General features: G+C 64.0%; 10 protein-coding genes. 9 read left to right on the forward strand and 1 reads right to left on the reverse strand.

Annotated features, from left to right (window positions below; translation table 11 throughout):
• Positions 1 to 231: 231 nt before the first annotated feature.
• The 8 genes from NLY43_RS08865 (at position 232) to NLY43_RS08900 (ending at position 10,535) form a co-directional block, all read left to right on the forward strand.
• Positions 232 to 492, forward strand: a complete 261-nt coding sequence (locus NLY43_RS08865; protein WP_023687081.1) for a hypothetical protein — start codon at positions 232 to 234, stop codon at positions 490 to 492.
• Entirely contained in the window at positions 486 to 3,674 is a 3,189-nt protein-coding gene (locus NLY43_RS08870) for an efflux RND transporter permease subunit (protein WP_023709914.1), read from the forward strand. The genes NLY43_RS08865 and NLY43_RS08870 overlap by 7 nt, the downstream gene beginning before the upstream one ends.
• 14 nt (positions 3,675 to 3,688) lie before the next feature.
• Positions 3,689 to 4,843, forward strand: a complete 1,155-nt coding sequence (locus tag NLY43_RS08875) for an efflux RND transporter periplasmic adaptor subunit (protein ID WP_023740662.1) — start codon at positions 3,689 to 3,691, stop codon at positions 4,841 to 4,843.
• Positions 4,844 to 5,023: 180 nt separating this feature from the next.
• Positions 5,024 to 5,731: a GntR family transcriptional regulator gene (locus NLY43_RS08880; RefSeq protein ID WP_023709916.1), complete on the forward strand. Its 708-nt coding sequence runs from the start codon at positions 5,024 to 5,026 to the stop codon at positions 5,729 to 5,731.
• A 17-nt stretch (positions 5,732 to 5,748) separates the two neighbouring features.
• Positions 5,749 to 6,852: a mandelate racemase/muconate lactonizing enzyme family protein gene (locus NLY43_RS08885; RefSeq protein WP_023709917.1), complete on the forward strand. Its 1,104-nt coding sequence runs from the start codon at positions 5,749 to 5,751 to the stop codon at positions 6,850 to 6,852.
• Positions 6,853 to 7,013: 161 nt separating this feature from the next.
• Positions 7,014 to 8,336 carry an NAD(P)H-dependent oxidoreductase gene (locus NLY43_RS08890; protein WP_023709918.1) on the forward strand — a complete coding sequence of 441 codons (1,323 nt, stop codon included), beginning with the start codon at positions 7,014 to 7,016 and terminating at the stop codon, positions 8,334 to 8,336.
• Between the two features lie 20 nt (positions 8,337 to 8,356).
• Complete coding sequence (locus NLY43_RS08895) at positions 8,357 to 9,844, forward strand: xylulokinase (RefSeq protein WP_023709919.1); 1,488 nt, start codon at positions 8,357 to 8,359, stop codon at positions 9,842 to 9,844.
• Between the two features lie 157 nt (positions 9,845 to 10,001).
• Positions 10,002 to 10,535, forward strand: coding sequence for a hypothetical protein (locus NLY43_RS08900; protein ID WP_023709920.1), 534 nt, complete (start codon positions 10,002 to 10,004; stop codon positions 10,533 to 10,535).
• Positions 10,536 to 10,552: 17 nt separating this feature from the next.
• Here NLY43_RS08900 and NLY43_RS08905 read toward each other — a convergent pair whose 3' ends face one another.
• Positions 10,553 to 11,515, reverse strand: a complete 963-nt coding sequence (locus NLY43_RS08905) for a sugar-binding transcriptional regulator (protein ID WP_023668527.1) — start codon at positions 11,513 to 11,515, stop codon at positions 10,553 to 10,555.
• 284 nt (positions 11,516 to 11,799) lie between these two features.
• Between NLY43_RS08905 and NLY43_RS08910 the strand changes: the two genes are divergently transcribed.
• Positions 11,800 to 12,783 carry an ABC transporter permease gene (locus NLY43_RS08910; RefSeq protein WP_050589236.1) on the forward strand — a complete coding sequence of 328 codons (984 nt, stop codon included), beginning with the start codon at positions 11,800 to 11,802 and terminating at the stop codon, positions 12,781 to 12,783.
• Positions 12,784 to 12,911: the final 128 nt, after the last annotated feature.

The raw sequence follows: 12,911 nt of genomic DNA on the forward strand, positions 1-12,911 counted from the left end.
TGTCTCCCTAAAAATTCGGTTCACCTCTTGACTAGGGTGTTACCGGTCTGTAACTATCCGAATGTTACTTACTGGTAACACCTATGTGGCCTTCCGTCAATAACAAGGCCGTGAACTGGTCCTGCCAGATCACAAAGGGTGAAAATTGCAGGTCATGCGGCTCCGGCCGGTGAAGAGATGAAAACCGGTTCGCGATCGTCCGATGCGAATCGCTGGAATGGAGACGCTCCAATGTCGCAGCGCAAGGATTTGACCATCGATGAAGCCATCCGGGATCCGATGATCCGGCTGGTGATGAAAGCGGACCGTGTCAATCCGCGCGCCTTCGAAGCGATGCTGAGGACCGTTGCCGATGAGCAGGGCCTCAGCGGTGCGGCGCCGTCTTCGTATTTTTTGCAAGACCCGGGTTCGGTGCGCGGCCGGCGGCTGTCCCGGTCTGTCCGTTCTTTTAAAGAGGCCGGTTCTTCTAAAGAGGTTTGCGTGTCGTGGTAAACTTTTTCATCCATCGTCCGATCTTCGCCTCGGCCATCGCCATCATCATGGTGCTCGCCGGGACGATTTGTTATTTCCTTTTGCCGGTTTCGCAGTTTCCCGACATCACGCCGCCGCAGGTCGTGGTCAGCGCCCATTATCCGGGCGCCAGCGCGCAAGTGGTCGCCGATACGGTGACGACGCCGCTGGAGCAGCAGATCAACGGCGTCGAAGGCATGACCTACATGTCGTCGTCGAGCTCCAATGACGGCTCCTCGACCATCACCATCACCTTCGATGTCGGCTATTCCCTGAGCACCGCGGCCGTCGACGTCCAGAACCGCGTCTCGCAAGCCGCCTCGTCGCTGCCGGCGATCGTCAACCAGGGTGGCGTGACGATCAAGAAGCAGAACCCGAATTTCGTCCTCATCGTCAATCTGACCTCGCCCGACAGTTCGGTCGATCCGGTGGCGCTGAGCAACCTCGCCTATCTGCAGGTCGTCGATCCGCTGAAGCGGCTGCCCGGCGTCGGCGACGTGCAGATCTTCGGCGAACGCCGCTATTCGATGCGCGTCTGGCTCGATCCGGACAAGCTCGCCAATCTCGGCATCACCGCTGTCGACGTCCAGAACGCCATCTCGGAACAGAACGTCCAGGTGGCGGCCGGCAAGATCGGCCAGTCGCCGGCGCCCGCCGGCACCGCCTTCGAGATGCAGGTCAACGCCGTCGGCCGCCTGAGCGACCCCAAGGAGTTCGGCGACATCGTCGTGCGCGCCAACACCGGCACCGGCTCGCTGGTGCGGCTGCGCGACGTCGCCCGCATCGAGCTCGGCGCGCTGCAATATTCGTCGTCGGCCTTCTTTGGCAAGGACCCGACGGTGGTGCTGGCCGTCTACCAGATGCCGGGTTCCAACGCCCTCGATCTGCAGCAGCACGTCAAGGACAAGATGCAGGAACTGTCGGCACGGTTCCCCAAGGGCGTCTCCTACGCCATGCACTACGACACCACGCGCTTCGTGTCGGCATCGATGCATGACGTGCTGATCACGCTCGGCGAAGCGCTGGTGCTGGTCGTGGCCGTGGTGTTCATCTTCCTGCAGAGTTGGCGCACGACGATCATCCCGACCATCGCCATTCCGGTGTCGCTGGTGGCGACGATGGTCGTCATGGAAATGATGGGCTTCTCGCTCAACATGCTCTCCCTGCTCGGCATGGTGCTGGCCATCGGCCTCGTCGTCGACGACGCCATCGTGGTGGTCGAAAATGTCGAGCGACAATTGGAGGCGGGCCTCAAACCGCTGGCGGCGACCAAGGCCGCGATGGCCGAGGTCACCGGACCGATCATCGCCACCACCGCGGTGCTGATGGCCGTCTTCGTGCCCGTCGCCTTCATTCCTGGCGTCTCCGGCAAGCTCTACAATCAGTTCGCGCTGACGGTGGCGATTTCGGTCGGCATATCCGCCTTCAACTCGCTGACGCTCAGCCCGGCGCTGAGTGCCGCCTTCCTGCGCCATCGCGGGGAGACGCAGTTCGCCCCGTTCCGCTGGTTCAACACGGGTTTCGAGAGACTGTCGCATGCCTATGCCCATGGCGTACGCATCCTCATCCGGCTGCGCTGGATCATGCTCGGTCTGTTCGCGGCCGGCCTGGTCGCCACCTACTTCGTCTGGCAGAAGCTGCCCTCGACCTTCCTTCCGGTCGAGGACCAGGGTTACTTCTTCGTCGTCATCCAGCTGCCTGACGGCGCCTCGCTGGAACGCACCGACGCGGTGGCCCAGAAGGCGCGCGACATCCTCCAAGCTACGCCCGGCGTCGAGATTGTCGGCTCGATCAGCGGCCTGAACTTCCTGACCAGTGCCGCGCAGTCGAACTCGGCTGTCGAGTTCGCCATCCTGAAGCCGTGGGAAGAGCGCGGCCCCGACCAGAGCGCGTCGAAGCTCGTCGCCGACGTGCGCGGCAAGCTGATGCAGATTCCGGAAGCCTTCGCGCTGTCCTTCGATCCGCCTTCGATCCCGGGTATCGGCACCACGGGCGGCTTCGAATTCGTCGTCGAGGATCTCACCGGGCGCGGCAGTTCAGCCCTCAACGACGCGACGCAAGCCGTGATCGCCGAGGCGCGCAAGCAGCCGGAAATCAATCCGCAGCAGCTGTTCTCGCCGTTCTCGACCTCGACGCCGCAGTTCAACTACGACCTCGACCGCAGCAAGGCCAAACTGCTCGGCCTCAACCTGCCCGACGTCTTCAACACGCTGCAGATCTATCTCGGCTCGCTCTACGTCAACGACTTCAACCTGTTCGGCCGCACCTTCCGGGTGACCATCCAGGCCGACAAGGATGCACGTGCCGACGCAGGCGACCTTTCGCGGCTCTATGTGCGCAACGCCTCCGGCGGCATGGTGCCGCTGAGCACACTGGGCAAACTGGTGCCGTTCGTCGGCCCGGAAACCGTGCCGCACTACAACAACAACGCCTCGGCCACGATCAATGGCGGCGCAGCCCCCGGCTTCTCGTCGGGCCAGGCGGTTGCCGCGATGGAACGGGCCGCCGCCACCGCTTTGCCCAGGGATTTCGGTTTCGAATGGACCGGCATCACCTTCCAGGAGCTCAAGGCAGGATCGATAGCGTCGGTCGTCTTCGGCCTCGCCATCGTCTTCGTCTTCCTGATCCTGGCGATGCAGTATGAGAGCTGGGCGATGCCGTTCATGGTGCTGCTGGCGGTGCCACTGGCCCTGTTCGGCGCCTTCGCAGCCCTGTTCCTGCGCGGCATGCAGATCGACGTCTACTCGCAGATCGGCTTCGTCATGCTGATCGGCCTCGCCGCCAAGAACGCGATCCTGATCGTCGAGTTTGCAAGGCGGCGGCGCGAGGAGGGACTGAGCATTGTCGACGCGGCAATGGAAGCCGCGCGGCTGAGGCTGCGGCCGATCCTGATGACGGCCTTCGCCTTCATCCTCGGCGTGCTGCCGCTGATGTTTGCGACGGGTGCGGGTGCGGCAAGCCGGCAGTCGATCGGCACCACCGTGTTTGGCGGCATGGTCGCGGCGACCATCCTGTCGCTGGTGTTCGTGCCAGTCTTCTACGCGGTCATCGAACAGCTGCGCGAAGGCCGCGTGCGCAGCGAACCGAACGCTGCTCATGACCAGGACAATAATGAACCGACTGCCGAACCAGCGCCGATGCGCCTGGCCGAAGCAGCCGAATAGAATTGGAGACCAAAATGCGTAAATGGAAAATAGCTTTGGGAACGGCCGTCGCCCTGGGAGCGATCTCGGTGGCAAGCGTCCACTTCCTCGACATGGGCAATCTCAGCCTCAATGCCGGCACGGCGGCAGCGACGGCAGCACCTGCGGCATTCGTCATGCCGGTGCCGGTGACGAGCGTGGTCAAGAAGACGATCCCGATCTACCTTGACTACGCCGCCCGCATCGAGGCGATCCGCAGCGTCACCTTGCAGGCCCGCGTGCCCGGCTATCTGCAGGAGCAGACGGCTAAGGACGGCGCGGATGTGCGCCAGGGTGATCTGCTCTACAAGATCTCGCCTGACGACTTCAAGGCGGCTCTCGACCAGGCCAAGGCCGAAGTGCAGCGCGACCAGGCGAGCCTCGACTATGCGCGCTCCAATCTCGGCCGCGGCTCCGAACTCGCCAAGAGCGGCTATCTGGCCAAGGATGGGTTCGACCAGCGTACGAGCACCTTGCGCCAGGCCGAAGCGTCGCTTGCCGTCAACCAGGCGGCGGTGCGCACGGCCGAGCTCAATTTGAGCTACGCCGAAATCCACGCTCCGTTTGCCGGCCGCGTCGGCCGCAACCAGGCTTCGGTCGGCACGCTGGTCAGCGTCGCCGGCACGGTGCTGAACACGCTGGTGCAGCTCGACCCGATCTACGTCACCTTCAATCCGAGCGAGACGGACCTGGCCGAAATCGAACAGGCCCGCGCCGCCGGCCCGATCGAGGTCGAGGTGCTGCTGCCCGGCGAGACCGAAGCCAGCCAGAAGGGCGAACTCACCTTCATCGACAACACGGTCGACCACTCGACCGGCACGATTACGGCGCGCGCCACCATCGGCAATGCGAAGTTCTCGCTGCTGCCGGGCCAGTATGTCCGCGTGCGGCTGCACATCAAGCAGCTGCCCGACGCGCTGATGGTGCCGCAGGTGGCGCTGGGTTCGAGCCAGCTCGGCAAATATGTCTATGTCGTCGGCAAGGGCAACACGGTCGACCAGCGCATCGTCTCGCTTGGCGCGACCAGCGGCGACCTTGTGGCGGTCCTCAGCGGCGTTGCCGAAGGCGACCAGGTGATAACGGGCAATCTGCAGAAGATCGGACCAGGAATGCCGATCTCGCCGTTGCCCCAGGAGAAACCGGCCAGCTGATAACCCCCATCAGCCCCGGTCCTGCGGCGCCTTCGGCTTCCACGCCGAGGGCGCCGTTTTTTTATGGAGCGCCGCACGCCGTTTTTGGAGTAACCGCAAGGCACAAGAATCCGGAATAGACATATTGTAGGATTGTCGACAATCTGCTTGTCTGTTTCCGGCTCTCACTGGAGTGACGGAATGGCCAAGCTGGACTTCAATCCGATCGCGGATACGACACGCCGAGCCGAGATCGTTGCGCTGTTGCGGCGGGCGATCCTGATCGGCCAGCTGGAACCCGGCCAAAAGCTGAGCGAGCTGAGGATCGCTGAGCAGATGCGGGTCAGCCGCGCGCCTTTGCGCGAAGCTATGCGCGAGCTGGTGCAGGAAGGCATCCTGACCAGCATTCCCTATGCCGGCACCTTCGTCATCGATGTCACCGCCAAGGACATTGACGACGCCTACTCGCTGAACAAGGTGCTCGATGAATTCGCCATGGAGCGGACATGGAAGCTGCGCGACCAGCGCTTCTTCGATGAACTCGACCGCCGCCACGAAGCGGTGAAGCAGGCAACGCGCGCGCGCGACACCACCCGCCAGATCGAAGCCGCGCTGCAATTGCACGGGCTGATCTATGAATGGGCCGACAATTCGGTGCTGCTGGAAACCTGGCAGCGGCTGACCAGCCGGCTGCAGATGTATTTTGCCCTGCACCAGCGGGCCCGCAACGAGCCGGTGCCGGCCGAAGATCTCCACGAGACCTATGTGCGGTTCTTGAAGGGCGCCGACATGCGCGCTGCCCAGCGCCATGCGCGCGAGCATATCGACCTCGATTTCGAAGAGCTGCTTGCCTATGCGCGTGGCCTCGAGCAGCGGAACATCGAAGGGCTGACCCTCCTCAACACCTAGAGACAACGGACAGACAAGTGCAGATCAAATCCATCAAGGCCTATCGCGTCGTGCAGCCCTTCGTGGACGGGCCTTACCGCATGTCCAAGGGGCGTGTGGCCGACTGTTTCGACGCGGTGATCGTCGCCATCACCTCCGACAGCGGCGTGACCGGCTGGGGCGAGATGGCGCCGCTCGGCAATTTCTATTCGGCCGCGTTTCCGGCGGGAACGCGCGCGGGCGTGGTCGAGATCGCGCCGCACCTGATCGGCCAGGACCCGCGTGCTCTCGCCGGCATCGGCCGGCTGATGGATACGGTGTTCAAGGGCCATCCCTACATCAAGTCGGCGCTCGACATGGCCTGCTGGGATCTGGCCGCCCGCGCCGCCGACGTGCCGCTTGTGACCATGCTTGGCGGCCGCGAGAGCGACATGGCGGAGACCTACCGCGTCGTCACCCACGGCACGCTCGACCAGATGGCGGCACTGGCCAAAAGGATCATCGCGGAAGGCTGCCGCCGGCTGCAGGTCAAGGTCGGCGGCAATGTGCATGAAGACATCGAGCGGGTGAGCGCAGTCGCTTCGGCCGTGCCGAAACGCACGGTGATTTTCTGCGACGCCAATGCCGGCTGGACACCCTACCAGGCGCGGCAGTTCGCCGACGCCACGCGCGGCATCGACTACACGTTCGAGCAGCCCTGCACGTCGATTGAGGAGAACATGTCGGTGCGCCGCATGCTCGACAAGCCGATGGTGCTGGACGAGAGCGTCATCTCGCTCGAGGCGATGCTGGAAATCCACCGCCTGGGCGCCGCCGACGGGCTGACGCTGAAGATCTCGCGGCTTGGCGGCGTAACCAGGACAAGGCAAATCCGCGACGTCGCCGTCGATCTCGGTTTCATGATCACCGTCGAGGATACGGGCGGCGCCGAGATCGACACGGCGGCGATGGCACATCTGTCGCTGTCGACGCCGGAAGAACGCCGGCTGCACGCCATCGCCTTCCATGAGTGGGTGACGGTGCGCACGGCCTCCAACGCGCCACCGGTCACCGGCAGCCACATGGGCATTCCCGACGGGCCCGGCCTCGGCGTCGATGTCGTGCCCGACCTGCTCGGCAAGCCTTTCCTAGAGATCGGCTGAGATCAAGCCCAGCATGAAGCTGTCACCCGACGAATCCTCCGTGGGAGGTTTGGCCCTGCAGCCATTCTCCGATTTGCGGGTTGAAATATTTTTCAAATGGAAATAGGAATGTTCAAAATGATGATTTGACGCTGCGGCGCGTCATGACTGGAGGAAGCGATATGGCCCATCCGCAATTTGCAGCGGAACTTCTGCAGCGCGCTGAAGCCCAAGGGCCTATCACCATCGGACTCGCCGGCGCCGGGCAGATGGGCACCGACATCGTCGTCCAGGTGGCGCTGATGCCGGGCATGCGGATCGGTGCCATTTCCGAGGTGCGGCCGCAAGCGGCGATCGATGCCGCACTGCTCGCCGGCCATGACCGCTCCGGCATCGTCCAGGCTGCGAACGCCTCTGCCATCGACCGCGCCATCGAGGCCGGCAAGATCGCTGTCACCGAAGATCTGCATGCGCTGGCCGCGGCCGGCCGCATTGATGTCATCATCGACGCGACAGGCAATCCCAACATCGGCACGCTGTTTGCGCTCGAAGTGATGAAGAACGGCAAGCACATCGTTATGCTCAATGTCGAGGCGGACATTACGATCGGCCGCTTCCTCAAGGAGGAAGCGCGCAAGGCCGGCGTGGTCTACACCGGTGCGGCCGGCGACGAACCCGCCTGCACGCTGGAGATCATCGGCTTCGCCAAGAGCCTCGGCTTCAACATCATCGCCGCCGGCAAGGGCAAAAACAACCCGCTCAAGATCGACGCCATGCCCGCCGACTACGAGAAGGAAGCGGCCGAGCGCAACATGAATGCGCGCATGCTGGTCGAGTTCGTCGACGGTTCCAAGACGGCGATCGAGATGGTGGCTATCGCCAACGCCACCGGGCTGGTGCCCGACGTGCCGGGCATGCACGGCCCGACGGCGACGCTGGAGGAACTGGCCAGCGTGCTTTGCCCGCGCGAGGATGGCGGCGTGCTGCATCGCAAGGGCGTGGTCGACTATTCCATCGGCAAGGGCGTGGCGCCCGGCGTGTTCTGCATCATCGAAACGAGGCATCCGCGCGTGCTGGAGCGCATGGTCGACCTCAAGGTCGGCAAGGGCCCCTATTTCACGATCTACCGTCCCTATCACCTGACAAGCCTTGAAGTGCCACTGTCGGCGGCGCGCGCCGTGGTCTACAAACGCGCCGACATGGAGCCGCTCGACCACCCGGTGGCCGAAGCGGTGGCGGTGGCCAAGAGCGATCTCGGCGCGGGCCAATCGCTCGGCATGATCGGCGAGAACGACTATCGCGGCTTCGCCATGACCTGGGAGGACGCCCGCGCCAAGGGCGCGCTGCCGCTCGGGATTGCCGAACGCGCCAAGGTGGTCAAGCCGGTCAAGACCGGCGACTTCCTCACCTATGAAAATTGTGTACCCGACGATTCGATGGTGATAACGCAGATCCGCCGCCGTCTCGACCAGTCGGACGGACAGTTTGTGACCAACGCCGCCTGAACCTTCGGGATCTCCCTGTGATGGACGATGTCGTTATCGGGATCGATGCCTCGACGACGGCGGTGAAGGCAATCGCCTTCACCCGCGACGGCGCGGAGCTGTTCCAGGCGCGCGAGGCCTATCCGCTGGCCAATCCGAAGCCCGGCCATTTCGAGCAGGATGCCGAACATTGGTGGGCAGCCCTCATCAGTGCGCTGAAGCAGGTCGCCGACAAGGTCGGCGCCGCGCGCGTGGCGGCAATTGCCATAGCCCATCAGCGCGAGACCTTCACCCTGATCGATCAGGCCGGCACGCCGCTCATCCCGGCGATCCTGTGGCTTGACGAGCGCGCCCGGCCTCAAGTCGCCAAGCTGTCGGCCGAGCTTGGCCGCGAGACGATCCGCGACTGGAGCGGCAAGCCGCCGGATCCGACGCCGGCGCTCTATGCCATCGCCTGGCTGGCGGAACACCAGCCGCAGGTGCTGGCCAACGCCGCCGCCCTGGTCGATGTTCATGGCTTCTTCGTTCACCGGCTGACCGCACGGCTGGTAACCAGCACGGCAAGTGCCGACCCGCTCGGCTTGCTCGATGTCGCGACAGGCGAATGGCACGCTGAGCTTGTGGCGGCTGCAGGGCTGCAGCCACGGCAGTTGCCGGCGCTGATCGGCCCAGGCGAAATCTGCGGCGGCCTTGCCGAAAGCATTGCCCAGCTGACTGGCCTCAAAGCGGGCACGCCAATTGTCGCCGGCGCCGGCGATGGCCAGGCCATGGGTCTCGGCATGGGCGTCTATGGTGCCCGCAAGAGCTATCTCTCGCTCGGCTCCGGCGTCGTCAGCGGCTGCTATTCCGGCACGGTCACCACATCGGACGCGTTTCGCACGCTGGTCTCGCCCACCGGTTCGGGCTTCATGCTGGAAACCGTGCTGCGCTCGGGCATGCAACTGGTCGACTGGATCGTGCGCACCACCGGCGCGTCTTCCGCGGCAGAACTGGAGAAGGGTGCGGTCGATGTTGCGGCCGGCAGCGACGGTCTTTTGGTCATGCCCTATTGGGCCGGCGTCATGAGCCCCTATTGGGATGGCGCGGCGCGCGGCGCCGTTGTTGGCCTGTCGCTCGACCATGAGCCCAGGCATCTCTTCCGCGCCACGCTGGAAGGCATCGCTTTGGAGCAGGCCATCGCCAGCGAGGCGATGGAGGCCGAAAGCGGCGGCAAGCCGGGAGAGATGATTGCCGCCGGCGGCGGCACCAATTCGGCGCTGCTGATGAAGATCATGGCCAGCGTGCTGGAGCGGCCGCTGTTCGTGTCGCCGGTCAACGAGGCGGCGGCCCTTGGCGCGGCGATGCTGGCGGCTTCGGCGATCGGCTGGTTCGCCTCGGCGGAAGACGCCGCCAAGGCAATGGCGGCGGCGCCGGCCAGGCGTGTCGATCCTGACATGACGCTGGTGCCGGCTTATCGGGCGCGCAAGGCGATCTACCGCGACCTCTATCACGCGACACGCGACATCCACGCGCGGCTCGGTGCGATCTGAGTTCAAGCGCAGCTTGCCTGCGTGAGGCTCCCATGCCCAACCTGCCCAGCTTGCCGATTTTGCGTCCTGCCCGGCCAATGCTAGACTCATCGGGCTAATGAAAGCAGTATTTCACCTTGCCGCCCTGCCCTGGATTGTCGCGCTTGCGGCAGCTCCAATGACGGCGCGTGCGCAGGACGAGCCGCCCTTCGAGGTCACGCTCGACATGGACAATGACGGCAGGATGGATCGGGCCGCGATCGCGGCGGATTCCGACAGCGGGCTGGCGGATCTCTCGATCTATCTGGCTGCCGGCGAAGGAAAGCTCGATCCTTCGCGCAAGCCTGACTTCGTCAAGAAGGCGCTGACGCAGGACCGTATTCTCGGGCTCGAAAGCAAGGGCAAGGGATCGCTTGTCGTCACCTCGTGCTTCGGCTGCGGCGCCAACAAATCATGGGATACAACGCTGACCATCGTCTGGCGCGGCGGTAAATTCCTTGTCGCCGGCTACAGTCGCGACTGGGACTGGAATGTGCAGAAAGCCGACGGCTCGGTCGAGACGACGCTGGGCGGCTGCGACATCAATTTTCTCACCGGCAGAGGCGTTGCCTCAAAGGACCTGGACGACGGCAAACCGGTCGCGGGAAAATTCGTGCCGATCGCACTGGCCGACTGGTCGGACGACAGTCGTCCGGAGCCCTGCGAATTCTGACCGACGCCGGACAGCGCTCAACGATTGAGCAGGCCTTTGGCCGCATCCTCATCGGTGATCAGCACCGAAATCCTGGTGTTGGCCAGCGCCGCGCGCATCACAGCGACCTTCTCCTGACCACCTGAAACCAGTATGATGCTCGGAATATCGGACAAATCCTGCAGCGGATAGGCGCAGACGCGGCGGTTGACCTCATGGTCGACCGGGTGGCCCTCGGCGTCGATGAAATGGCACAAGAGGTCTCCGACCGCGCCGGCGGCCTGCAGTTCCTCAAGTTCGCTCGGCTTGATGAAGCCGTAATTGGCGATCGGGCTGTCCTTGGAAAACGAGCCGACGCTGAGCACGGCGATGTTGGCGCGGCGCGCGCGGAAGACGACATCCTGGACGCTGCGCTGGCTCATGAAGGCATCGCGCTGTTCCGGCTTGTCGGCATAGACCGGCACCGGCAGCAGGAAACATTCAGCGCCGATCTTTTCGGCGAACTCCCAGGCGCTTTCGGTCGGGTTGAGCGGCTGCGCATGGGTGAGGCCGCCGAGCATCGAGACGACCGTCGTCCTGGCGATCGGCCGCCTCGGCAATTCGTTGATGGCGAATTTCAGCGTGCGGCCCCAGCCCAGCGCAATGACGTCGCCGGCATTCACATTGTCGGCGAGATAGGCGGCAGCCGCGTGGCCGATCATCAGCGGCGCGTTGCTGCGATCAGCGGCTGATGGCACCACGACCGCCTGGCTGAGCCCGAAACGCTGCTTCAGGCTCTCCTCGAGCTGCACGCATTCGACGACACTGTCGCGAATGCGGAACTGCACGATGCCCTCCTCTCGCGCAGCGGAGAGAATGCGGTGCACCTTGATGCGGCCGACGCCGAGGATCTCGGAAATGCGCTCTTGCGTCAGACCTTCGACATAGTAATGCCAGGCGGCCCGGGCCTTGAGCTCGGCATCGGGGAAGCGCGAGGCCTTCTCGTTTTCGACGGTCGCCATCCTTTGCCCTCCCGCGGCAAATTTCGGAAATCTTTCCGCAAGCGCCGCCCCCTGGCCTTCCCTAGGACAAACCGCCCGGTGGCGCAAACCACCGCCGAATGGCGCAACGGCTCTTGACAATTTTCTAATGAACAGTTTAGCTGAACAAAATTGCATATCAAAGATAAATTGTTCACAGGGAGGTGCCTGGTGAACAAGAGCGGACGGCAGGCCATCGCCGTTTCGCTGACGGAGGAGACGAAGTGGCCGTGAGCAATGATGCAAGCGAGTCGAAGGCTGGCGAGTTGAAAGCCGCGCCCGGCACTCAAGGTGCGACGGCCGCGAAGCTTTCGGCGCTGTTTGCCGGAACCATGGGGCCGCTGATCGGGCTGCTGCTGCTTTGCCTGGCGCTGACGTTGACCACCGACACGTTCCTCACCGTGCGCAACATCCTCAACGTACTCGACCAGATCACCGTGCTCGGCATCATGGCAATCGGCATGACGCTGGTGATCCTGATCGGCGGCATCGATCTCTCGGTCGGCTCGGTGCTGGCGCTGGCCGCCATGGTGATGGGCTTTGTCTCCCACCCCGACTATCTCAATCTCGGCCTTGCGGCCGGCGTCGTTGCAGCACTGGTCGTCGCCGGCCTTTGCGGACTGGTGTCCGGCCTGCTGGTGACCGTCACCCGGCTGCCGCCGTTCATCGCGACGCTGGCGATGATGTCGGTGGCGCGCGGTCTTGCCAATATGATCACAGACGGTTCGCAGATCGTCGGCTTTCCCGACTGGTTCACCAGCCTGTCGATCATCCGCCATTTCGGCTTCCTGTCGGTCACAGTCGGGGTGATGATGGTGCTGGCGATCGTCTTCGCCATCTTCCTCAACTACCGCGCCACCGGCCGCAGCCTTTACGCCATCGGCGGCAGCGCCGAGGTGGCGCGGCTCTCCGGCATTCCGGTGAAGTCACTGACCAACTGGGTCTACGCCATCTGCGGCGTACTTGCGGGTCTTGCCGGCATCGTGCTCGCCGCGCGGCTGGATTCGGTGCAGCCGAGTTCCGGCCTCGGCTATGAGCTCGACACCATCGCGGCGGTGGTGATCGGCGGCGCCAGCCTGTCGGGCGGCATCGGCTCGATCGGCGGCACCGCGGTCGGCGTACTCATCATCGGCGTGCTGCGCAACGGGCTCAATCTGCTCGGCGTCTCGCCCTTCATCCAGCAGGTGGTGATCGGCGTGGTGATCGCGCTGGCGGTCGCCAGCGATACCTGGCGGCGCAGGGCGCGATAGAGAACGGGCACAATTGAGAATTCGCCCGGAACGTCCGGGCGATAGACGGATCGGTCGATCCGAAACTGGGATGTTCCAAGGGGCGCGATGCGCTGGCGGGACAGTTTGACTATCAACGGAGGAAACAC

The organism is Mesorhizobium sp. C416B (genome assembly GCF_030323165.1).
In the GTDB taxonomy this organism is placed as follows: domain Bacteria; phylum Pseudomonadota; class Alphaproteobacteria; order Rhizobiales; family Rhizobiaceae; genus Mesorhizobium.

Bases quoted from the DNA above. Each gene is read 5' to 3' on its own strand.
- NLY43_RS08865 (WP_023687081.1), top strand. From the start codon at position 232: ATGTCGCAGCGCAAGGATTTGACCATCGATGAAGCCATCCGGGATCCG.
- NLY43_RS08875 (WP_023740662.1), top strand. From the start codon at position 3,689: ATGCGTAAATGGAAAATAGCTTTGGGAACGGCCGTCGCCCTGGGAGCG.
- NLY43_RS08880 (WP_023709916.1), top strand. From the start codon at position 5,024: ATGGCCAAGCTGGACTTCAATCCGATCGCGGATACGACACGCCGAGCC.
- NLY43_RS08890 (WP_023709918.1), top strand. From the start codon at position 7,014: ATGGCCCATCCGCAATTTGCAGCGGAACTTCTGCAGCGCGCTGAAGCC.
- NLY43_RS08895 (WP_023709919.1), top strand. From the start codon at position 8,357: ATGGACGATGTCGTTATCGGGATCGATGCCTCGACGACGGCGGTGAAG.
- NLY43_RS08900 (WP_023709920.1), top strand. From the start codon at position 10,002: ATGACGGCGCGTGCGCAGGACGAGCCGCCCTTCGAGGTCACGCTCGAC.
- NLY43_RS08905 (WP_023668527.1), bottom strand. From the start codon at position 11,515: ATGGCGACCGTCGAAAACGAGAAGGCCTCGCGCTTCCCCGATGCCGAG.